The organism is Cupriavidus sp. FW305-3-2-15-C-LB2 (assembly GCF_058787575.1).
Genome location: NZ_JBYSZW010000001.1, coordinates 367783 through 389026, shown reverse-complemented (window position 1 = coordinate 389026; position 21244 = coordinate 367783). Strand labels below are relative to the sequence as shown.

At 64.6% G+C, this 21244-nt stretch carries 19 protein-coding genes and 1 pseudogene; 10 read left to right on the top strand and 10 right to left on the bottom strand.

Going from position 1 to position 21244, the window contains the following annotated elements:
- Positions 1-626: 626 nt before the first annotated feature.
- From tcuA to AC3WRR_RS01985, 5 genes are all read left to right on the top strand, one after another.
- The gene (gene tcuA / locus AC3WRR_RS02005; protein WP_492296020.1) at positions 627-2105 is read left to right on the top strand and encodes an FAD-dependent tricarballylate dehydrogenase TcuA; all 1479 of its coding nucleotides are present in this window, start codon (positions 627-629) and stop codon (positions 2103-2105) included.
- 37 nt (positions 2106-2142) lie between these two features.
- Complete coding sequence (locus tag AC3WRR_RS02000) at positions 2143-3528, top strand: FAD-dependent oxidoreductase (RefSeq protein ID WP_492296019.1); 1386 nt, start codon at positions 2143-2145, stop codon at positions 3526-3528.
- A gap of 13 nt (positions 3529-3541) precedes the next feature.
- Entirely contained in the window at positions 3542-4339 is a 798-nt protein-coding gene (locus tag AC3WRR_RS01995) for an adenine nucleotide alpha hydrolase family protein (RefSeq protein WP_492296018.1), read from the top strand.
- A 12-nt stretch (positions 4340-4351) separates the two neighbouring features.
- Positions 4352-5350: an electron transfer flavoprotein subunit alpha/FixB family protein gene (locus AC3WRR_RS01990; protein ID WP_492296016.1), complete on the top strand. Its 999-nt coding sequence runs from the start codon at positions 4352-4354 to the stop codon at positions 5348-5350.
- Between the two features lie 63 nt (positions 5351-5413).
- Entirely contained in the window at positions 5414-6412 is a 999-nt protein-coding gene (locus tag AC3WRR_RS01985) for a Bug family tripartite tricarboxylate transporter substrate binding protein (RefSeq protein WP_492296015.1), read from the top strand.
- 15 nt (positions 6413-6427) lie between these two features.
- Here AC3WRR_RS01985 and AC3WRR_RS01980 read toward each other — a convergent pair whose 3' ends face one another.
- From AC3WRR_RS01980 to AC3WRR_RS01965, 4 genes are read right to left on the bottom strand one after another with little or no spacing between them, the layout of a single operon-like run.
- Positions 6428-7261 (bottom strand): aspartate/glutamate racemase family protein, encoded by an 834-nt coding sequence (locus AC3WRR_RS01980; protein WP_492296013.1) that lies wholly within the window; start codon positions 7259-7261, stop codon positions 6428-6430.
- Positions 7262-7293: 32 nt separating this feature from the next.
- Positions 7294-7887, bottom strand: a complete 594-nt coding sequence (locus tag AC3WRR_RS01975) for a cysteine hydrolase family protein (protein WP_115215009.1) — start codon at positions 7885-7887, stop codon at positions 7294-7296.
- 47 nt (positions 7888-7934) lie between these two features.
- The gene (locus AC3WRR_RS01970) at positions 7935-8690 is read right to left on the bottom strand and encodes an SDR family NAD(P)-dependent oxidoreductase (protein ID WP_492296012.1); all 756 of its coding nucleotides are present in this window, start codon (positions 8688-8690) and stop codon (positions 7935-7937) included.
- A gap of 59 nt (positions 8691-8749) precedes the next feature.
- Positions 8750-10195: an FAD-binding protein gene (locus tag AC3WRR_RS01965; protein ID WP_492296010.1), complete on the bottom strand. Its 1446-nt coding sequence runs from the start codon at positions 10193-10195 to the stop codon at positions 8750-8752.
- Positions 10196-10346: 151 nt separating this feature from the next.
- Between AC3WRR_RS01965 and AC3WRR_RS01960 the strand changes: the two genes are divergently transcribed.
- A complete protein-coding gene (locus AC3WRR_RS01960) occupies positions 10347-11282 on the top strand; it encodes a LysR family transcriptional regulator (RefSeq protein WP_492296009.1) in 936 nt (311 codons plus the stop codon).
- Here the strand turns inward: AC3WRR_RS01960 and AC3WRR_RS01955 are convergent.
- Both AC3WRR_RS01955 and AC3WRR_RS01950 read right to left on the bottom strand, forming a co-directional pair.
- Positions 11230-12039, bottom strand: coding sequence for an aspartate/glutamate racemase family protein (locus AC3WRR_RS01955; RefSeq protein WP_492296007.1), 810 nt, complete (start codon positions 12037-12039; stop codon positions 11230-11232). The genes AC3WRR_RS01960 and AC3WRR_RS01955 overlap by 53 nt on opposite strands.
- Before the next feature lie 30 nt (positions 12040-12069).
- Positions 12070-13041, bottom strand: a complete 972-nt coding sequence (locus tag AC3WRR_RS01950) for a tripartite tricarboxylate transporter substrate binding protein (RefSeq protein WP_492296005.1) — start codon at positions 13039-13041, stop codon at positions 12070-12072.
- A gap of 131 nt (positions 13042-13172) precedes the next feature.
- Between AC3WRR_RS01950 and AC3WRR_RS01945 the strand changes: the two genes are divergently transcribed.
- Positions 13173-14252 carry a tripartite tricarboxylate transporter substrate binding protein gene (locus AC3WRR_RS01945; protein ID WP_492296004.1) on the top strand — a complete coding sequence of 360 codons (1080 nt, stop codon included), beginning with the start codon at positions 13173-13175 and terminating at the stop codon, positions 14250-14252.
- A 92-nt stretch (positions 14253-14344) separates the two neighbouring features.
- Here AC3WRR_RS01945 and AC3WRR_RS01940 read toward each other — a convergent pair whose 3' ends face one another.
- Entirely contained in the window at positions 14345-15709 is a 1365-nt protein-coding gene (locus tag AC3WRR_RS01940; RefSeq protein WP_492296002.1) for an MmgE/PrpD family protein, read from the bottom strand.
- 535 nt (positions 15710-16244) lie between these two features.
- Between AC3WRR_RS01940 and AC3WRR_RS01935 the strand changes: the two genes are divergently transcribed.
- Positions 16245-16499, top strand: coding sequence for a phage integrase N-terminal SAM-like domain-containing protein (locus tag AC3WRR_RS01935; RefSeq protein ID WP_492296000.1), 255 nt, complete (start codon positions 16245-16247; stop codon positions 16497-16499).
- Between the two features lie 253 nt (positions 16500-16752).
- Here the strand turns inward: AC3WRR_RS01935 and AC3WRR_RS01930 are convergent, their stop codons facing one another.
- On the bottom strand, positions 16753-17721 hold the full coding sequence (locus AC3WRR_RS01930; protein ID WP_492295998.1) for a Bug family tripartite tricarboxylate transporter substrate binding protein: 969 nt from the start codon (positions 17719-17721) through the stop codon (positions 16753-16755).
- Positions 17722-17950: 229 nt separating this feature from the next.
- Positions 17951-18208, bottom strand: a pseudogene (locus tag AC3WRR_RS01925) (transposase family protein); the annotation flags it as partial.
- Positions 18209-18289: 81 nt separating this feature from the next.
- Here AC3WRR_RS01925 and AC3WRR_RS01920 point away from each other — a divergent pair.
- Positions 18290-18781 carry a tripartite tricarboxylate transporter substrate-binding protein gene (locus AC3WRR_RS01920; protein ID WP_492295997.1) on the top strand — a complete coding sequence of 164 codons (492 nt, stop codon included), beginning with the start codon at positions 18290-18292 and terminating at the stop codon, positions 18779-18781.
- 55 nt (positions 18782-18836) lie between these two features.
- Positions 18837-20012 (top strand): M20 aminoacylase family protein, encoded by a 1176-nt coding sequence (locus tag AC3WRR_RS01915; RefSeq protein ID WP_492295995.1) that lies wholly within the window; start codon positions 18837-18839, stop codon positions 20010-20012.
- 188 nt (positions 20013-20200) lie between these two features.
- Here the strand turns inward: AC3WRR_RS01915 and AC3WRR_RS01910 are convergent, their stop codons facing one another.
- Positions 20201-21136, bottom strand: a complete 936-nt coding sequence (locus tag AC3WRR_RS01910) for a LysR family transcriptional regulator (RefSeq protein ID WP_492295994.1) — start codon at positions 21134-21136, stop codon at positions 20201-20203.
- Positions 21137-21244: the final 108 nt, after the last annotated feature.

Below are 21244 nucleotides of genomic sequence, written 5' to 3'. Positions count from 1 at the left end.
CGAACACCATGCGCACGGCGCGCTCGCGGACCTCGGGGGAAAACTTCACTGACTTCCTCATGGCTCCATTCTCTCAACGATTGGAGCCTCCTCAAAACCCGGGGCGGTTCAGTGCCTTTGAGTTGCAGCTTCAACTAAATCGAAGGTCGCTTTCGACTAAGAAGGATTCCGCATGCGCCCCACGCACCCCACAATCTACTTGGAGCCTCTTGGTTTGCATGCCACGAAGGGCGGATAAGGAACGAACAGCCGCATGCCCTGCGCATGGGCGTAGGAGACCAGCATCGCGGATTTCCACCTCTCGCCGGCGCGCTAGCCATTCCTCGTCCTAGCCAGCGGTATCGCGCATGCCGATAAAACCACCGGCCTGACCCAGGACTCCAGCAAGCTGGGGATCTTCGCCCCATGAGGGGCACCGCGGCTGCGTTCGGCAAGGAAATTTCGATGTCGAAACAGTCTACAAGTCAGTCAACTACGCGGGCAGCACCTACTGCGCAAGATCGAGATCGTGTGCGAAGACGCTCCCTGCGATGCCATGCGCGGCCCTGGAAGCGCTCGCGAAGCCGGCATCGACGAACGGGTGTTTGCCGGGATTCCGGCGCTGTGAAGCATATAGGAGACAAAGCATGAACATTTTCGATGTAGCGGTCATCGGCGGCGGCAACGCTGCCATGTGCGCCGCCCTGTCGGCGCGCGAATCGGGTGCGCAGGTCGTCGTCATCGAACGGGCCCCCAGGGAAAACCGGGGCGGCAGTTCCGCCTTCACCGGCGGGGCTTTCCGCATTGCCTACAAAGGCAACGATGACCTGAAGACGCTGATGCCCGACCTGAGCGAGGACGAACTCGCCAGCAGCGACTTCGGCACCTATACGGAAGACCAGTTCTATACCGAGGCGGTGGCCATGAGCGGCTATCGCGCCGACGCCGACGTGCTCGACACCGTGGTCAGCCAAAGCTTTCCGACCATGATGTGGATGCGCGGCCATGGCGTGCGCTTCATGCCCATCTACGGCCGCCAGTCGTTCAAGGTAGACGGCAAGAACACGTTCTGGGGCGGCCTTACCGTGGAGGTCTCCGGCGGTGGCCTGGGCCTGATGCAGTCCCTGTACGCGCGCGCCGAGAAGCTTGGCCTGGAACTGCGCTACGGCGCGCGCGCCTGTGGACTGGAGCGCCAAGGCGATGCCTGGACCATCACGCTTGAGCAGGACGGCCAAACCAGCACCCTTCAGGCCCGCGCTGTCGTGCTGGCCACCGGCGGCTTCCACGCCAACGTGCGCTGGCGCGCCCAGTACCTGGGCCCCAACTGGGATCTCGCCAAGGTTCGCGGCTCGCGCTACAACACCGGCGATGGCATCGACATGGCCATGGGCGCCGGCGCCATCGCGCATGGCAACTGGACGGGCTGCCATGCCGTGTTCTACGACCTGAACGCCCCGGCCTTCGGCGACATCAACTTGCTCAACCAGCAGAAGAACTATTTCAACTTGGGCATCGTGGTCAACGCCGACGGCCGGCGCTTCGTCGACGAGGGGCTGGACTTCCGCAACTACACCTACTCGGGCATGGGCGCCCGCGTGCTGGCCCAGCCCGGCGCCGTAGCCTGGCAGGTGTTCGACGCCAAGACCATGGGCCTGCTGCCCGACGAATACCGCGTCAAGCATGCCACCCGACTGCAGGCCGACACGCTCGAGGAACTCGCCGCCCAGATGGAAGGCATCAACCAGCGCGGTTTCCTGGAGACCGTGCGCGAATTCAACGAATCCATCGACCAGGACGTGCCTTTCAACCCCGCGGTCAAGGACGGCCGCGGCACGCGCGGGCTGCCCGTGCCCAAGTCGAACTGGGCCCACCCCCTCGACACCGGTCCTTTCGTCGCCTATGCCGTCACGTGCGGCATCACCTGCACCTATGCCGGTGTAAAGGTCAACCCAAGCGGCCAGGTGCTCGACGGCAATGACCTCCCGCTACCAGGGCTGTATGCCGCTGGCGAGATGGTCGGCGGGCTCTACTACGTCAAGTACGCGGGCGGCATAGGCCTGACCGCTGGCTCGGTGCTGGGCCGCATCTCCGGCGCGCACGCCGCCGCACTGGCCCGCAGTGCCTGAACACGACCTTCCGTCACGATCAAATACGGATACACCCATGAGCACTTCTGATCTGAAAACGACCCTGGTGGTAGTCGGCGCCGGCATGGCCGGCTTTTCGGCCGCGCTGCAGGCAGCCCAGGCCGGGCACGACGTCATCCTGCTCGAAAAGCAATCCGAGACCGGCGGGTCCTCCGCCATGAGCGGCGGCTGTCTGGCTTTCGCCGGCACCGACCTGCAACGCGCCAATGGCGTGGACGACTCCAGCGAGTTGCTGTTCAAGGACCTGCGCGAAGTCGGCAAGTTCGAGAACGACGAGCGCCTGGTGCGCGCCTACGTCGACAATCAGCTCGACACCTACGAATGGCTGAAGCAGGCGGGCGTGCAGTTCGGCCCGCACATCGAAACCTCGTCGGGCCAATCGGTGCCGCGCGTGCACAACGTGGACCCGGCCGACGCAGTGCGCGCGCTGGCGGCCAGCGCCAGGCGCACCGGCCGCGTCCAGCTGCTGACCGACACTCGCGCGCTGCGCCTGGTCCGCGACCCGCAAAGCGGGCGTGTCGCGGGCGTGACGGCGCAGCGTGGCAATGAAACCTTCAAGGTGCTCGGCAGCCGTGGCGTGGTGCTGGCCAGCGGCGGTTTCGTGCATAACGCCGAGCTGATACACCGCTATGTGCCCCAGTACAACGAGGAGGCGGCTGTCTTTATCGGCGGAGAGGGCAATGTGGGTGACGGCCTGAAGATGGCCCAGCAACTGGGCGCCGACTGCCGCGACATGATCTATATCAAGGGCACCTACGGCAAGCATCCTGTCGACGAGAGCAACCACCACAGCCTACTGGCCGTGTACAAGGGCGCCATCGCTGTCAACCAGGACGGCAAGCGCTACGTCGACGAATCCATCTCGTACAAGCTGCTGGGCGATGCCTGCATCGCCCAGCCCTATAGCTCCACGTTCCAGATCTTCGACCAGCCCATCTTCGAAAGCGGCGACAACCAGACGCGTATCCTGGACATCGAGCGGCGCCACGAAGAAGGCCTCGTCATCCAGGCCGACACGCTGGAAGAGCTGGCCGCGATGATCGAAGTGCCCGCCGACGTGCTGGCCGACACTGTCAAGACTTACAACGGCTATGTCGATGCCGGCCACGACCGCGATTTCGGCCGAGAGCACCTGGTGCACCAGCACGGCGAATTGGTAAAGATCGAGACCGGCCCTTTCTATGCCTACCCGTCCACCGCCGCCGTCTACGGCACCTACTGCGGCCTGTGCGTCGACCCCGACATGCGCGTGCTGGATGTCTACGGCGAACCGCTGGAAGGACTGTACGCGGCGGGCGAGGTCGTGGGCGGGCTGCACGGCGCGGCCTACATGACCGGCTCCGCCCTGGGCAAGGCTGCCATCTTCGGCCGCATCGCCGCGCGCGCGGCGCTGGCCGACTGAAGCGGAGACCGCCATGCATGTCGCCGTACTACTCGCCGGCGTGGCCGACCCCAGGAAGCTGCTGCCAAGGCCCGCCTCGGGCGATTGGCGCGACCTGCCGGGCGATCCCTCGGTGTCATACAAGCTCAGTCCCTTTGACGAGGCCGCGCTGGAAATCGCCCTCAAGCTGCGCGACCAGGGCGCGGCCACGCGAGTCACCGCCCTCGTCACCGATGGCGCCAGCGATATTGCCCTGATGCGCGCGATCGCGGCGCTCAAGCCCGACCGCGTGCTGGGCCTGTGCCCGCCCGCCGCGCAGCGCGGCAACCCTGCCTGGCTTGCGCAACACGCGTCCGGCCTGCTGCGCGAGGGCGATGCCTGGCCTGACCTGATCCTGATCGGCCGGGAGCATGGCGACCTGGATGACGGCATGGCGCCGGCCTACCTGGCCGAATCCTGGCGCCTGCCCTATGCGGGCCTTGCCCTGCAGGTGCAGGCCCGCGCCGATGGCGGCTGGACCTTGCTGCGCAGCGGCGCGCACCAAGACGAGTCGCTGCAAGTGCCCGCGCCTGCCATGATCAGCATCAGCAACGACAAGAGCAACCGCCTGCGCCACCCCCTCATGAAGAACGTGGCACTGGCCAAGCAATGCAAATTCGACCAGGCCACGCCGGATGCCACCCTGCCCCCCGCGCAAGCCACGCTGGCCCAGGCCGCTCCCGCCGAGGCATCCGCACGCGGAGCGCAGGCCTGCCGGCTGTTCACCGGCCCGATAGAAGAACAGGCGGCCGCGCTCGCCGCCTACCTGCGCGCGAATGCGGCCACCCACTGAGCCATGCCATCCATGTCCGTCACACACCACCTCCTGGCCCTCATCCCGGGCTACGACGCCGATGCACCGGCCGGGCGCGCCCTCATGGACGAGGCCCGGCAGCTCGCCGACCTCTGCGGCGGCACCGCCCATGCCTTGTTGGCCGCCCCTGCGTCGGCGCGCGATGCCGCGCTGGCCAGCTCCCAGGCCGCCGGGCTGGACCATACCTGGTTCATCCCGACGCCATCGGATGCCCTGCAGGCGCAGCAATACGTCGATCTGTTTGCCGGCGCGCTGCGGGCTGACGGCCTGGCCGCCCTGCTACCTCATGCCCTAATGCTGGTGGCCGCCCAGCCCGACAACGAGGCCTTTGCCGGCGCCCTGGCCGCACGCCTGGAAGCCGCGCCTCTGGGCCGCTGCACAGACCTCGAATTCGACGCGCAGGGCACGCTGCATGCCAGGCGCGGCGCCTACGGCAACAGGCTCGGCATCACCCTGGCCTGCGCCGGCACCGCAATCGCCGCCATCCGTCCCCGGCTTGGGCAAGCGCGCGCGCCCACCCGGCAAACCGCAACGCAGATAATGGACGGCCTGCCCGCGCCGCGGGCTGCGCATCCGCTCACGCTCCTGCCGCGCAACGAACCCCATGCCGGCCTCGATGGCGCGCGCATCGTGGTGTCCGGCGGCCGCGGCATGGGCAAAGACACGGCCTTCCCCATCCTGTACGACATAGCGGCCAGGCTGGGCGGCGCGGTCGGCGCAAGCCTGCCCGCCGTCGACGCGGGCTGGGCCCCCGTGACCCGCCAGGTGGGCATTTCCGGCAAGTACGTGAGTCCCGACATCTACCTCGCTGTCGGCATCTCGGGCACGCCCCAGCACCTGGCGGGCATTGACCCGCACACGCGCATCGTCGCCATCAACAAAGATGCCGAGGCCAACATCTTCAACGTCGCCCAGGCTGGTGCCGTCGCTGAATGGCAGACCCTGTTGCCGGCCTTGCTCGACGCATTGGACAAGACCCCTGGCCCTTAAATATCGTTATCGTTACTGCCGCCCGAAACGCCACAATCACCCATAACGAGACGGAGACAAACCATGCAAAACCACCGCACCTCCCGACGCAGCACGCTGCGCAGGCTGGCCGCATCCCTGGCCCTCCTTCCCCTGGCCATGGGAGTCCCAGCCAAGGCCGCGGACAACTTCCCCAGCAAGCCGATACGCCTCGTAGTAGGTTACCCGCCAGGCGGCTCCAACGACATCGCGGCGCGCATCATCGCGCCTGAACTGGGCCAGGCCCTGGGTGTCTCGGTCGTGGTGGAAAACCGCGTGGGCGCCAGCGGCGTCATCGGTGCGGACCATGTCGCCAAATCCGAGCCCGATGGCTACACGCTGATGCTCTCGAGCATCAGCCCCATCGTGCTGGCGCCCCAGACGATGAAAGCGCCCCCCTTCTACGCGCCCAAGGACTTCAAGGCAATCAACATGATGGCCCTGACGCCGGAAGCCATCGCCGTAGGCCCCAGGCTGAAGGGCGTCAAGACCCTGAAAGACCTGCTCGAGCGGGCCAAGACGCAGCAGATCACCCTGTCCTCCTCTGGCACGGGCGGCTTGCCCCACCTGACCATCGAACTGCTGAGGAAAATCCGGGGCAACATCGTCCATGTGCCCTACAAAGGCGCTGGTCCTGCCGTCACCGACACGTTGGGCGGCCATGTCGACGGCATCGTGATGGACTTGCCGCCCCTCTACAACCAGATCAAGGAAAAGCGCCTGACGGCCCTGGCCGTCACCAGCGAGAAGCGCGTGGACTTTCTTGCCGAGGTCCCCACTGCGCAAGAAGTGCTCCCGGGCTTCAGTGTAGAAAACTGGGTCGGCCTCTTCGCTCCCTCCAACACGCCCAACGCGGTCATCGCGAAACTGGACCAGGCCTTGCGCAAGGCCGTGTCCCAACCCCAGGTGAAGGCCCTGCTTGCCAACGCGGCCATGGCGCCTGCGATGATGGATTCACCACAGGCTTTCCAGAAACGGCTCGCCGATGACTATGCCCGCTGGGGCAAGGTCATCAAGGATGCGGGCGTGGAAATGACCGACTGATCGACCGGTCCGCGCCTACCCGGCGCGGACCGAGAATTCGCTTTCCTGGCGAGCGAGCGCGCCCAGGGCCCGCCTGGCGTGGCTTCTCATGGCGTCGGTGGGCTGAGCATAGAGCAGCCGGCGGCTGACATCCAGGCAACCGGCGGCACGTGCGCGCGCAAAGAATGCCGCATGGTGGAACAGCACCCCCAGCGCGTCGAGCACGACCGCGCCCTCCACCGACAGCAACCGGTGCCTCACCAGGAATTCATTGAGCACGCCATCGCCGGGAATGATGACTTCGGCCCCCTGCGACAGGGCCACCCGGCAGGCCTCGATGAAACGATCCCGGACAGAGGCCGCGGCGTCTTCGCCGCCCTCCAGGTCGAACAGGTTCACCGCGGGGCTCATCGACACCACGCCCGACAAGCGCCCGGACAAGCCATATTGCATGGCCAGGTCTTCAGTCTGCATCTTCTGGAATGGCGTCAGCGCGATCATGCCGACCTTGCGCCCCAATGAGCATGCGGTCAGCAGGCAACTTTCGGTCAGGCTGACCACGGGAATATCGACCAGGGACCGCGCCTCCACCAGGCCCGGGTCGAAGAAGCAGCCCAGCGCGAAGGCGTCGTAGCCCGCGGACTGCGCGGCCTCGGCGGCCTCGCAGACCTGGCGGACATTGAGCATGCGCATGCCCGCGCAACTGTTGACGCTCATGGGGGCCACCCCGGCAGGATAGGTACCCGGACGCAGGCCGTGCACGACGACCTGCGCCTGCGTGCCCATGACCGCATCGGCATGCGCCTGCAAGGTCTCCCGGTATTGCGGGAAAACATCCAGGTCGGTGAAGCTCTGGTGCCAAATTTTCACGATCGCTCTCCTTCCCAGTGGCGCAGGCCTTGTCAGGGATTCGCGAACACCACGGTTTCGCTGTTCTCCGTCTTGCAGAAGCGGCCGATGCTGCCAACCGAGTTGGCGTGCTCTTGCGCGCTGTGCGCGGCGCACAGGTCTTCGAGCAGGATCATTTCGTAGTCGCGGTCGTGGCCGTCGCGCGCGGTGGCCTGCACCACGGCCTGGGTGGAAACACCGGAGAAATAGATGCGCTGGATGTTCTGGGCGCGTAGCTGGGCTTCCAGCGTGGTCGCATAGAAGGGGCTGACGCGGTGCTTGATGACCTGGATGTCACCCACCTTCTGCTCGAGCTCGGGGTGGATCTCGGTACCCCAGGCACCGAGCTTGAACAGGCCGTGCTGCGGCGCGGCCGAGAACACCTGAGAGCCCTGCGGGCACTCCGGATAGCCTTCGGAGAAGCCGACGCGCACGAAGCCCACGGCGATGCCGGCGGCGCGGGCACGAGCAATTGCCTTGGCCGTCTTGGCGAGCAGCTGGCGCTCGCGCACCTGCTCGCCCAGTGGGCTCTTGCCATTGGGACCGTCGACGTGCACGAGGTCGTTCTGCATGTCCAGGACCAGGAAAAGGGCGCGGGGTTGTTGCATGGTTGGGTCTGCCTTGAGTTGAATTGGGGTTTATGGGAAAAAGGATTTCAATCGCACCAGATGCCGCCGTTGACATCCAGGATCTCGCCGGTGATGAAGCCGGACTGCGGCGCGGCCAGGAACAGCACGGCTGCGGCGATGTCTGCCGCAGCACCCATGCGGCCCACAGGGATCAGGTCGCGCAGGGTCTGCGGAAAACTGGTGGTCATGGCCGAGGCGACCGGGCCAGGGGCGACGGCATTGACCGTGATGTTGGCGCACGCCAGTTCCTTGGCCAGGAAAGCCGTCATGATATGAACGCCGGCCTTGGACGCGCCATAGGCGACGTTGCTGGCGCGGTCCTGCTCGCGCGGGTCCAGCCAGGGACGCGGGTTGCCGCCGTTCTTGCCGATGACCGATCCCATGTTGATGATGCGGCCGCCGCCACTGCGCTTCATGTGTCCGATGGCCGCCTGGCAGCACAGGAAGGTGCCCTTGAGGTTGATGTCAATGACGCGGTCCCATTCGGCCTCGGACAGGGTCTCGGCATTGCCCATGGAGACGACGCCGGCCACGTTCACCAGGATATCCAGGCGTCCCAGGCGGGCCATGGCCTCGTCCATGCACCGCACGATATCGTCGCGGCGCGTGACGTCCAGGGACATGCCCTGGACACCAGCAACCGGCGGCTCGAACGCCACGCGGTCCGCCGCGACGACTTGCGCGCCATGGCAGGCCAGGGCTTCGCAGACAGCCCGTCCTATGCCGCCTGCGCCGCCCGTCACCAGGGCGACGCGGCCCGAGAAAAGATCTGCGCTGTACATGTCACGATTCCTTAAAAGCCATGTCGAATGCCGCTTGCATGCGGGCAAGCCGGGTCCGGCTAGCGGGCGTCCGCGATATGGCTGGCCGCCCTGCGGCCGAACACCAGGCCCTTGAGCACCGACGTGGCACCGGTGTAGTTGGTGTAGTAGGTGCCAACGATCTCGCCGGCCGCATAGAGGTTCTTCATGGGGTTGCCGTCGGTGTCCAGCACCTGTCCGGACGGATTGATCTTGAGGCCGCCAAAGGTAAAGACGTTTGACGAGATGATGGGATAGGCAATAAAGGGGCCTTGCTCGATGCGGCGCGACCAGTTGGATTTCCGGGGCGCGAGGCCCTGCGTGGCCAATCCGTCGAGCTCCAGCGGCTTGAAACCGGCCTCTGCCGGACAGGCCGCGTTGTAGCGTTCGACGGTGGCTTCCAGCGCACCTTCGGGCAGGCCGATCCTGGCGGCCAGCGCGGCCAGCGTGTCGGCCTCGATCGCCGGTTGGTCGGTGCGGATGGCCAGACGATAGTTGGGCACGTCCTTCACGCGCTGGTCCAGGATGACATACGCGATACCCTGTTCCTGTTCGTAGATGCGGCGGGTGACGCGCTCGTAGTAGGCGTCGACCGTGCCCGGGGCTTCGTCGGTGAAGCGCTGGCCCGCCTTGTTGACGAGGATGCCGTAGGGAAAGATGAAGATCGACGGCTCGGACACGCCCGAGCGGGGGTCGACCGGCTCGGCGTGGTAGCTGCCGAATTCGCCGCTGGGCGCGGCGCCGGCCTCGAACGCCATCTCGATGCCTTCGCCGCGGTTGAAGTACCCGCCCTTACACACCGGACGCAGGTACACCGAGCGCGGACCGATGTACTTGGCCATGAGCGCCGAGTTGCCCTCGAAGCCGCCGCAGGCCAGCACCACCTGGCCCATGAGGCGCATGCCGCCTTCCTGCGCATGGTGGGCGAGCAGGCCCTGCACCGTGCCGTCGTCGCCGACGATCAGGCGCCGCGCGGTGGTGTGGTAAAGGAAGGTCACGCCCAGGCTCTCGGCCTTGGCGGCCAGCGCCTCGACCAGGGCCTCGCCGCCACCCACGGGCAGCAGGCGGGGCTGGGTCTTGGTAAGGAACTGCGTGGGCAGGAAGTCGAACTTCACGCCCATGTCCTGCAGCCAGGCAATGGTACCCGGCACGTGGTCGGCAAAGCCGCTGATCAGCTCAGGATCCAGCACGGACAGCGTTCGCGCGGCGTGCGACCATGATTCGCGGCCCTGGACCATCTCCGCCGCAAAATCGGGGTCCATATAGACACCGGCGTTCTCGGCCAGGTGCGTCTCGAAATCGTCGGACACCTGGTCAATAGCCTTCATGCGCAGGTAGGCCTCCGTATAGCGGCTCTGGCCGCCGCGATCGGCGCGGCTCGCGCGCTCGAGCACGGCCACCTTCAGGCCGCGCTCGGCCGCTGTCACGGCCGCCGACAGGCCTCCCACGCCACAACCGGCCACCACCACATCGAATGTACGTTCCATGCTCTCCACCTTTTTGGAAATGACGTCTGCGCCATATGAATCGGCGCCACACTCGAAAGAGTAAGATGCAACCTGCCTGCGTGTTTAGCCCCCGGTGGCTAATGCGCGATTTAAAAAAATCGAAAGGAGACTCATGGACAAGTTATGGGCCATGGAGGTGTTCGTGCGCGTCATGGAATGCGGCAGCCTCTCGCGCGCCGCCGAATCACTGGATCTTGCCAACGCCACGGTCACCACCAGCCTGCGCAATCTCGAGGCGCACCTGGGCACGACGCTGATCCAGCGCAACTCCCGGCACCTGCACCTGACCGAAGAAGGACGGATATTCCTGCCGCACTGCCAGGAGATCCTGCGCAGCGTGGCGCGTGCCGAAACGGATGTAAAGATCCACGCGACCGACGTCGTCGGGCCCTTGCGCGTGGAAGCGCCTTTCGCCATCGGCCAGAACCTGTTGTGCCCGGCCCTGGCCGAGCTCACGCGCCGCCATCCGGGCCTGTCCGTTTCCGTATCGTTGACCAACGACCCGCACAACCTGATCGAGCGGGCCACGGACGTGGCCATCCGCATGGACCGCGTGGAAGACGCCGACCTGGTGGGCCGGCCTATCTATGAAGCGCAATACGTCGTGTGCGGCACGCCGGCGACGGTCGGTGCCATGCGCGCCGCCACGCCGCGCGACCTCGACCCGGCTCGCTGCTTGGGGCTGTTCGCCGAAGGCAACCACACGCCCAATCCCTGGCGCTTCTCCCAGGATGGAAACGAAGTGGAGGTGAAGCCGGCCGGGCCACTGCACTTCAACAATACCGAGGCCCTGATCCAGGCCGCCTTGCAGAACGTGGGCCTGATCTGCGTCCTAGACGTGTTCGTGAGCGACCTGATCAAGCAGGGCAAGCTGGTCGAGCTCTTCCCCGACTGGCAGACTAGCAAGCGTACCTTCCACGCCGTGACGGTAAAGTCGCGCTTCGCGGCGCCCAAGGTGCGCGTCTTCATCGATTTTCTGCTCGAAATCTTCGACGCGCGGCGCCGCCCCAGCGTCACGACGATGGTTGCAGTCGGTCCAGACCGTAGAATGAAAAAACCTCATTGACGCGGCCGGCCTCGGGGGGCTTGTGGTAGTAGCCCTTGCGGCAGGTCTTGATGCCGCACAGGCGGCGCAGGTCGTGCATGGTCTCGGCCTGCTTGACCCAGGCGGCCAGCGAATCCAGGATGGGCACGCCATCCACTTCAGCAATGCCATTCTGCGCCAGCAGCACGTTCAGGGGGGCTTCGCCCGGGATGATGACGTCGGCGCCCTGCGCGATTAGCTTGCGCGCCGCGGCCTTGAACCGCTCGATCAGCTCGGTGGGATCTTGGAAGCCCTTGAGCACGTCATTGAAGGTAAAGCCCACCGGCACGGCGCCGGCAAAGCGCGACTCGAGGCCATGATTCCTGGCGTTCTCGGCGATAAGCTCGTTCATGTCGTCGATGAAGAGCAGCACGCCGAACTTGCGGCCCAGCATGCAGGCCGTCAGCATGGCCGACTCGCCATACCCCACCACCGGGATGTCCACCAGGCTGCGAATCTCGCGCAAGGCAGGCTCGGGCAGCGTGCTCAGCGAATAGACATCGTAGCCCTGCTCCTGGGCCTGCACTGCGGCCGCCATGAACTGTAGGCCGTGCACATACTGGAAGGCCACGTGGCGGATGTCGGAGCCAGGATAGTTGCTGCGGTAGGTGCCGACCTGCATGCCGTGCATGTCGATCTGCGTGTCGGGTCGGGCCACCCGCGCGAAGTGCCGCTTCAGCGCCTCACTGTAGGGACCCAGGTCGCTGAGCACGGTAAAGCTTTGATGCCAGATTTTCATATCACACCACTGTAGGGAACGGGTTAGGGATCAATCCAGGTGGACGTGGGCCTCGTCGACGACCTTGGCCCATTTCCGTACTTCCGACTTGAAAAATGCATCGAATTCACGCGGGCTGGTCCCCATGGGATCGCAGCCGACGGCTTCCAGCGCGGCGCGCACCTCGGGGGCCTGCGTGGCCTTGGCGGCGGAGGCGCTCAACTTCTGGATGACATCGGCCGGCGTCCCAGCCGGCGCGAACAGGCCGAACCAGGCCGTGGCGTCGTAGCCGGGCACGCCGGCCTCGGCCACGGTGGGGATATCGGGAGCGGCGCGCGAGCGTGTCTTGGTGGTGACCGCCAGCGCGCGCAGCTTGCCGCTCTTGACCAGCGGCAAGGTGGTGACGATGTTGTCGAAGGCCAGCGGGAGCTGTCCGCCCAATACGTCGGACATGGCCGGCGCCGCGCCGCGGTATGGCACGTGCCGCATCTTGATGCCTGCCTGGCTGTTGAACAACTCGGCAAAGAGGTGCGCCCCTGAGCCATTGCCCGCGCTGGCAAAGTAGATGGGCTTGTCGGCGGACTTCCTGGAGGCGGCGATCAGGTCGGCCAACGAATGGTAGGGCGTGCCGGGATTGACCACCACCAGAAAGGGCGTCGAGGCAACCTGCGCGATGGGAGCCAGGTCTTTCAAGGGGTCGTAGCTGAGCTTGCGGTAAAGGCTGGGATTGACCGCCAGCGAGATTGTGCCAAACAGCAAGGTGTAGCCGTCGGGCGTCGCCTTGGCCACGTGATCGGCCCCGATGTTGCTGGCAGCACCGGCCTTGTTCTCGATGACGATGGCCTGGCCAAGCATGGCTCCCATCTTGGCGGCGATGGCACGCGCAGCCACGTCCGAGGCACCACCCGCGGGAAAGCCCACGATGAGCCGTATCGGTTTGTCGGGATAGGCAGCCTGGGCCGCGCCCGCGAAGCCGAGGGTGGCCAGCATGCCGCTGGCCAGCAGCGTCTTGAGGTACTTCATGATCTCCCCCAGTAGTTCTGTTTTCTGGGCATTCTGCCCGGCCCGTGCCCGCCGGGAAATCTAGAGAAGCCGAAGGGCCGGTTCATTTATGTTGAATCCTGCATGCCTGCATGTCGTGTGTTTCAGAATTATTGAACGCCGCTTTCGATGACCGCGCCTTCTGTCCTGCCATGGGTGCACGCAAGAATGACCGGCATCGCACCAACGATCCGGAGACAACGATGAAAAATCTTCTGCGCGATGCCATGTACGCCATGGCCTTGTCGCTATGGGGGATCGCCCTGCCGCAAGCGGCCCAGGCCAAGACCGCAGCGGACTATCCGTCCAAGCCGATACGGCTGGTCGTGCCGTGGGCGCCGGGCGGGAGCACCGACATCCTGGCTCGCACCACGGCTGAACGGCTAACGCGCGCGCTCAAGCAACCGGTGATCGTCGACAACCGGGCAGGCGCCAGCGGCAATATCGGCGCGGATATCGTGGGACGCGCCGCACCCGACGGCTATACCCTACTGTTCACCAGCACCAATCTCACGTTGAACCCTGCCGTCATTCCCCAGACACCCTACGATCCGATCAAGAATTTCACGGGCATCACCATGGTGGCGTTCGCACCCATGATGTTGGTGACCAAGACGGGCTTTGCGGGCGATAGCTTGCAACGGCTCATCACGTACGGCAAGGCACACCCAGGAAAACTCAATTTCTCAAGCAGCGGCGCAGGTGGTGCACCACACCTGGCGGGGGAAATGTTCAAGCAAGCCACGAACCTGGATATCGTGCATGTGCCTTATACCGGCGCAGCGCCGGCGCTGACCGATGTGCTGTCGGGCCAGGTGCAGATGACTTTCACCACGTATATCTCGGCGCAGGCCATGCTTTCGGCAGGGCAGATGAAGGCGCTGGGCGTGGCCAGCAAGAACAGGCTGCCCGTGCTGCCCAATGTGCCTACCTTTGCCGAGCAAGGGCTGGATATCGAAATCGGCACTATGTTCGGCCTCTTGGCGCCGGCCGGCACGCCGCGGCCCATCGTGGACAAGCTGTATGCCGTGATCAAGCAGGCCGCGGCAGACCAGGCATTCCAGGAAAAGATCCTGCAGCAGGGCGGGACGGTCGTGGCCGACGATCCCGATCACTACAACGCCTATCTACGTGAAGATGTAGCCAAGTGGGCGGCCCTGATCAAGAAGATCGGAGGCTTGTCTACCCACTGAGGGGCCGCACGCCAATAGCCTGCGTCCATGTAGGCACCATCTGGGCCGGGCATGCCTGGCGGCCGGGAGCATTTCCCGGCCGCACCTGTGCGTTACTCCAGCACGGCCAAGGCTTGCGCGATGCGCCCTTGCATGCTGGCGTTCCAGGCCTGCTCGACGACCGCGCTATCGCGGCCCGAGTAGGCACAGCATTGCTCGAACTTGCTTCGAATGCCCTGCTCGTCGATCTTCAGGCTCAGGGGGTCAAACACATAATGCCGGCTGGCCCCATCGCCCGCATGCAAGGTGAGTTCGGCCTGGGGATGCCCGGGATTGTCAGAAAGGTTTTCAGTGATCGCCACACGCTCAGCCAACGTCAGCACGGCTTCGTCTCCAAGCACACGGTCGTCCATCCTGTCGAGTACGGGCGCGCCATGGACCAAGGCATAAGCCGTCATGAACGGCACGCTGTATTTGGCATCTTGCAGGGTCTGCGGACGCCGGCGTTGCGGCAAAGGATGACACAACCGGGCCGCCGATGCATTCACGGCAACATCGATACGTCCCTGCGCCGGTATGCCATCAGCTCGCGCAGCCAGCGCCACCGCAATGTACGGGTGCGACAGGCGACAGGACGGCCAGGGCTTGATATCGACATTTAGCAAGTGCCAGATCGAGAAATCCAGCAATTGCGGCCGGCTTTCTTCGTCGGGCGGGCCGCCCAGGTAGATGCGAAACATCCCTGCCGCGCCATCGAGCCCGCCAGCCGGGCCGGTAACGCCGGCGCGTGCCAATAGCGCGGCATGCATGCCACCCTGGGCCCCAAACGCGGGGTAGATGGCCCGGGAGGTCGCGCCTGTTCCAAAACCTGCCTGCTTGCCGCCAGCTAACTGCATGTAGGCCAGCCCCAGGGCCGAGGTCAGGCGCGCTGCATCGAACTGCATCACCACCCCGGCCGCCACGGTCGCGCCAAGATAGCCAAACAACTGCGTCAGGAACCAGTCGGAACCCGGGCCATCGCCTTGGGGCGCACACAACACGCCCAGGCGCACCATCAGTTCGGTACCCAATGCCACGGCATCGACCAGCCGCTCGTCGGAACAAGGCGCCAAATCCGCTGCCGCCAAGGCAGCCGGGAACACACACGCAGCCGGGTGCAAACGACCAAAATCGTGGATATCATCGAAATCCAGGATATGGATCAACGCCCCATTCGTGAAAGCCGCGGCTAGGGCTGACGCCTTGCCTCCACCGATCAACCGGCAAGGGCCATCGCCCGAAGCCGCGCGTTCGGCGGCCTCAACCTGTGCTGCCAGCTCGGTGCGTCTCGCCGCCAGGCCGATGCCCAGCGCGTCCGCAATGTGCAGGCAAGTAGTGGTTCGCACGGCTTGCGGAAGCCCTTCTCGGGCCAGCTCGACGAACACATTCGACAAAGCCTCGGCCAGCGACATGGCCGTGGACTCCTGCGCTGATGACATGCCTCTCTCCTGATGGACCGATTGGGGGGATCGTCCTGTTATCCCCATTTTGTTCCCGGAAGGAAACCTGGCGCACCACGGCTTACTGAATGGGTTTTTTGTTTATTTTGAAGGATCACCTATTAAATAATATGGAAGACCGTTGATCACGCAGATCGTGCGCGCGTTCACGTAGCCCGTGGGTTACCAACGCGACTTCCTTGACGCCTATCAACCCAATGTCACACGGTATCTGTCGGAATCGCTTCGGCGTCAGCTACACAAGATGGGCAAGACCGCACAGGCTGATGCCCGCTGTGGCCAACTCCGGCGGAGACTTTCACCCCGCAGCTCGCCCGCTCTCACGGGCGTACACTAAACCGGTCGCGCGGTAACCCTCCGGCCAAGCGCAAATTGACTCATCCGCCAGCGCTGTTTCCTATGTTGAGGACCTAGGAAATTCGCCTCGACCCTCGACCCTCGACAGGAGCACAGCCATGTCAGTCGCGACGCCTACCATCAGCCCGCTACGCGAGCGCTGATTGAAGACATGGGGATGTGCAAGCTCGCGGACAAGACCCAGGCCCGATGCATCCGCGCCGTGCGTCAGTTCATCTTCCTCGGCCGCTCTCCCGACACGGCCAGTACCGAAGACCTACGGAGCTATCAACTCCATCTGGTTGATCACGGCATCTCTTCGGTTTCGCCCAATGCCGCGATTACCGGATTGAAGTACTTCTTTGAAGTGACCCTCGGCGACGCCCAACTCATGGACCGATGCGTGTGCCATCAAACATCAAACAATCCTTAACAGCCTCGGTCATGCAACGGATTGATGCGAGGAGTCAGCATTGTCGCCCCAAGACGTAATCGCTCAACCCAGAAGAGCGAGGCTACTAGCCCTCGGCGGCTCTCCACCCGTAGGTGAACCCACCAATGTGGTCTCGCGCTTTCAGACCTCGGCAATTTACTGCCGCCCGACCTTGGCGCCATTGAGCAGTTCCCAGTGACGGTGCGATTCGTTTGAAGTCGGAACGGTTCTGAAAACCGCATAGATGGCTTCCTCAGTCGAGGCGGATATTTGCTTTCTTGATCGTCACACCCCAGCGCTGGTATTCGGATGCCAGTATCTTGCGAATCTCTCCGGGTGTGCCGCCGGCCGGAAGCACCGACATGCGCTGCATGGCTTCCACGAACTGACGATCGCGTACCACTTTTTCTATCGCCAAATTCAGCTTCTCTGCTAGCCCCGTCGGCACCCCTGCCGGCGCCACTACCACCAGCCAAGTGCCGCCGATAACGTCGATGCCGCGCTCCTTGAGTGTGGGAACGTGCGGCACTTCGGGCAAGCGCTCCGGCGCTGCTACAGCGAGAATTCTGGCCTTGCCGCTCTGGTGATAGGGGGCGGCAATGGAAACCGGGATCATCAAAGCGTCAATCTGACCCGCGGCCAGCGCAGCCAACGCCGGCGCCGCGCCGGTGAAGGGGACATGCATCATGTCTATACCTGTGGCCGCTTTGTACATTTCCATCGCAACTTGGGAAGAACTACCGACCCCCCAGGATCCATATGACATGCGGCCGCCGGCCTTCTTTGCATAGGCCGTAAATGCATCAACGGAGTCGGCAGGCACGCTGGTGCCGACGACAATTGCGTAGGGAAACGAGCCGATGCGGCCTACGGGTTCGAACTGTCGAAACGCGTCGTAACTGACTTTTTTGTAGACCTGCGGATTAATGGCATGTGTCTCGACCGATGCGATGCCCAGGGTGTAGCCGTCCGGTGTAGCGCGCGACGTCAACTCCGTCCCGATCATGCCGTTCGCGCCTGGCCGATTTTCCACCACCACATTCTGCCCCATTCGCTCGGACAAGTGCTTGGCAAATACACGCACCACAACGTCGGTGCCACCCCCGGCTGGCCAGGGTACGACCAAGCGCACTGGGCGGCTCGGAAAGCTATCTGCTAATGCCGTAGGCATCACCAGCACGGCGACGGTCAGCAGCAGCCATCGGCGGAATCGGCTAATCATCGTCAAATCTCCTCTTGTTTGTCCTACAAACGTGTCTTCGGTAATTGGCGCAATGTACGGCCCCCCGTCGCCAAAGCACAGCTATGCCGACCAAATAAGTCTTTCAAATTTCCTGAAATGCGGGGATCTCCCAGATGGGCACAGGCGAGGCTTTTCGCTTTTTCGAAAGGCGATTTCGCCGCGTGGCGGGGCCTATCTGCAGCCGTAAGCGCCGCAAGCGGCTTGAACGGCAGCCGATGTTCGCGCACTTGAAGCGACGCACCTCAACGGCGAGAACGACCCGCTGCTCGAGCATCGGTCGTTCTTCCAGACTGCGCACATAGCTGCCGTGGAGTCGGTTACTCCAACGACGGCATGCAGGACAAGGTGCCGCGCGAACCGTACTGCGGGCTTCGACAGTGATGGTCTCCCCTCGCGCGTCGCTGGAGACGACGCGCTTACCCACACGGGCGAGAATACGATCGATCCCACCGAGAACTTGGCTCAAGGTAACGATCAACGTGGGGCCAGATCGGCCCGAGATCAAGCCCTCGACGCGGCCGTCACACAAAGTGCGGAAGACCCAAAATTGCTTTGTTCTACGCCTGCCGCCGGTCCCGCGCCACGGCAATCCGCATCGCCGGCGGCCGACAAGGGCGCGGCGCCACTGGTCCAGGACATCGGTGGTGGCCAGCTGGACTTCGCCATCGTGCCCTTCAATGCCGCGCTTGGGGCCATGGCGCAGCAGGGGCGGCTGAAGCTGCTGGCCACCGTGGGCGCCAACCGTCCCGCGCTGTTGCCCAATGTGCCTACCATCAGCGAAGGCAAGCTGCTCAAGAACTTCGCCTTCACCATCTGGACTGGCGTCATGGTCAAGAAGGGAACGCCGCCCGACGTGGTCCAGCGCCTGAACCAGGCGCTCGGCAACGTGCTGCAGGATCCCGCCGTGCGCGCGGGCCTGGAAACCCAGATGCAACTGGTGGCCGCACCGATGTCGCTGCAGGAAGCGGCCCGTTTCTATGAGAGCGAAACCGCACGCTATCGTGGCCTGGCCAAGGCCATCGGGCTTCAGCCTCAGTAACGCGCCGACGCACCTCACGCATCACCGCCCTCACCTGACACAGAAAGGGAACCCCATGCATGCCATCCTGGAATCGCTGCGCGCGGGCGCAGACAAGTTCATCGCGTTGCGGCGCGATATCCATCAGCACCCCGAGCTCGGCTTCCAGGAGCACCGCACCAGCGATGCCGTCGCGAAATGCCTGGTGGAATGGGGCTACGAAGTCGAGCGCGGCTTGGGCGGCACTGGCGTGGTCGGCAGGCTGCAGCGCGGCAACGGCAAGCGCCGGCTTGGCCTGCGGGCCGACATGGATGCCCTGCCGATCGACGAGGCGAACGGGCTGCCCCATGCCAGCCGCCACGCAGGCGTGATGCATGCCTGCGGACACGATGGCCATACCGCCATGCTGCTGTGCGCCGCCGAATACCTGGCGCGCGAGGCGGCGTTCTCGGGCACGCTCAACCTGATCTTCCAGCCGGCCGAGGAAGGCCTGGGCGGCGCCCTGCGCATGATCGAGGAAGGACTGTTCGAGAAATACCCCTGCGACGCAGTGTTCGCCATGCACAATATGCCGGGCATGCCGCAGGGCAAGCTGGTGCTGCGCGAGGGGCCAATGATGGCCTCGTCGGACTACGCGACCGTCACCCTCCGGGGCGTGGGCGGCCACGGCGCCCTGCCCCACCGCGCGGCCGATCCGCTGGTAGCAGCGGCCGGCATCGTGCTGGCCTTGCAGACCGTGGTCGCGCGCAACGTCGATCCTCTGCAGATGGCGGTGGTAACCGTCGGCGCCATGCACGCCGGCCGCGCCAACAACGTGATTCCGCAGGAGGCCACGCTGGAGATCAGCGTGCGTGCGCTGGACGGGGAGGTGCGCGCCATGCTGGAGCGGCGCATCAAAGCCCTCGTGCAAGCGCAGGCGGAAAGCTATGGCGTGCGCGCAGAGATCGACTACCGGCAAGGCTACGCGGTGCTCGTCAATACGGCGCAGGAGACCGAATTCGCACGCCGCACGGCGCTCGAACTGCTGGGAGCGGACGGTGTAGTGCCGCAAAGTCCCGCGCTGCCGGGCAGCGAGGACTTCGCCTTCATGTTGGAGCGCTGCCCGGGTAGCTACCTGCTGATCGGCAATGGCGATGGCGACAGCGCAGGCGCCTGCATGGTGCACAACCCCGGCTACGACTTCAACGACGACAACATCGCCATCGGCGCGGCCTACTGGGCCCTGCTCGCGCAGCGTTTCCTGACGGACTGAAGCAGCAACCGGAGCCGACCGGCTGTCTGCACGCTGCAGTCATGCTGATGCCGCGCCCTGTCAAGAAGAAAAGCGGCGCACCTGCGCTTGCAATTTTGGCCTCCGAAGGAGCTGGGCCGCAGGCACTGCCGGTGATCGGCACAGTGCTGTACGCCGTTTCGCTGATGCACTTCCATAAGACCACCCGTTCAATCGTCAGCGGCGCTGCTTGGCACGTGGAGGCCGCCGGGCTCCCACGACACGTGCTTAAAGGCCTCCACCAGATAATCCACCAGCCGCCGTACCTTCAGCGGCAGCTGCTTGCGCGTGGGATAGACCGCGTACACGCCGATCTCGACGGCGCGAAACTGAGGCATCACCTCCACCAGCGCGCCGCTGCGCAAGTCCTCGTACAGCATGAAGCTGGGCTGCAGCATGATGCCGCCATGCCCGAGGGCAATGCCACGGCAGGTGTCGCCGTTGTTGGTGTGCACGCGCGCACGCGTGCGCACGCTGACCTTGCCGTGCGGGCCGTCGAAATGCCATTCGTCGCGATCGGACCAGTTCGTGTAGGCCAGCACGCGGTGGTGCGCGAGGTCGTGTGGATGCAGCGGCGTGCCGTGCCGCTCCAGATAGCGCGGCGTGGCGCATAGCAGCATGCGGGTGCTGACCAGCTTGCGGCTGATCAGGGCGGAACTGGGCATGTCGCCGATGCGCACCGCGAGGTCGTAACCTTCGTCGACGAGGTCGACCACGCGATCGTTCAGCGTGATGTCGAGGTCCACTTGCGGATGTGCCTCCATGAACGCGGCCCACAGCGGCGCGAGGTGCAGGATGCCGAAGGTCAGCGGCACGTTGATGCGCACCAGTCCACTGGGCTCCAGTGTGCGCGAGCTGACCTCGGACTCGGCGTCGTCCAGCGCCCCTAGCACTTCCTTGGCGCGCTCGTAGAAGATGCGTCCCTCCTCGGTGAGCGACAACCGGCGCGTGGTGCGCTGAAGCAGCCGCGCCCCCAGGCGCTGCTCGAGCGCATCCACATGGCGCGACACCGCCGCCTTGGACATGCGCAGTCCCTCCACAGCGCCGACGAAACTGCCCGCCTCGACCACGGCGGTGAACACAGTCATTTCCAGGGCTCTATCCATCACGTTCTTGCTGATTGTCTCGATTATCGGGACGATAAATCACAGGATAGGCAGTTTATCAGCGAATGCAAAACCAATAGACTGCGTTGATGCCTGTCGCCCGGCCGC

Coding starts and splice junctions, on each gene's coding strand:
- tcuA (WP_492296020.1), top strand. CDS start 627: ATGAACATTTTCGATGTAGCGGTCATCGGCGGCGGCAACGCTGCCATG.
- AC3WRR_RS02000 (WP_492296019.1), top strand. CDS start 2,143: ATGAGCACTTCTGATCTGAAAACGACCCTGGTGGTAGTCGGCGCCGGC.
- AC3WRR_RS01995 (WP_492296018.1), top strand. CDS start 3,542: ATGCATGTCGCCGTACTACTCGCCGGCGTGGCCGACCCCAGGAAGCTG.
- AC3WRR_RS01990 (WP_492296016.1), top strand. CDS start 4,352: ATGTCCGTCACACACCACCTCCTGGCCCTCATCCCGGGCTACGACGCC.
- AC3WRR_RS01985 (WP_492296015.1), top strand. CDS start 5,414: ATGCAAAACCACCGCACCTCCCGACGCAGCACGCTGCGCAGGCTGGCC.
- AC3WRR_RS01975 (WP_115215009.1), bottom strand. CDS start 7,887: ATGCAACAACCCCGCGCCCTTTTCCTGGTCCTGGACATGCAGAACGAC.
- AC3WRR_RS01970 (WP_492296012.1), bottom strand. CDS start 8,690: ATGTACAGCGCAGATCTTTTCTCGGGCCGCGTCGCCCTGGTGACGGGC.
- AC3WRR_RS01965 (WP_492296010.1), bottom strand. CDS start 10,195: ATGGAACGTACATTCGATGTGGTGGTGGCCGGTTGTGGCGTGGGAGGC.
- AC3WRR_RS01960 (WP_492296009.1), top strand. CDS start 10,347: ATGGAGGTGTTCGTGCGCGTCATGGAATGCGGCAGCCTCTCGCGCGCC.
- AC3WRR_RS01955 (WP_492296007.1), bottom strand. CDS start 12,039: ATGAAAATCTGGCATCAAAGCTTTACCGTGCTCAGCGACCTGGGTCCC.
- AC3WRR_RS01950 (WP_492296005.1), bottom strand. CDS start 13,041: ATGAAGTACCTCAAGACGCTGCTGGCCAGCGGCATGCTGGCCACCCTC.
- AC3WRR_RS01940 (WP_492296002.1), bottom strand. CDS start 15,709: ATGTCATCAGCGCAGGAGTCCACGGCCATGTCGCTGGCCGAGGCTTTG.
- AC3WRR_RS01935 (WP_492296000.1), top strand. CDS start 16,245: ATGTGCAAGCTCGCGGACAAGACCCAGGCCCGATGCATCCGCGCCGTG.
- AC3WRR_RS01930 (WP_492295998.1), bottom strand. CDS start 17,721: ATGATTAGCCGATTCCGCCGATGGCTGCTGCTGACCGTCGCCGTGCTG.
- AC3WRR_RS01915 (WP_492295995.1), top strand. CDS start 18,837: ATGCATGCCATCCTGGAATCGCTGCGCGCGGGCGCAGACAAGTTCATC.
- AC3WRR_RS01910 (WP_492295994.1), bottom strand. CDS start 21,136: ATGGATAGAGCCCTGGAAATGACTGTGTTCACCGCCGTGGTCGAGGCG.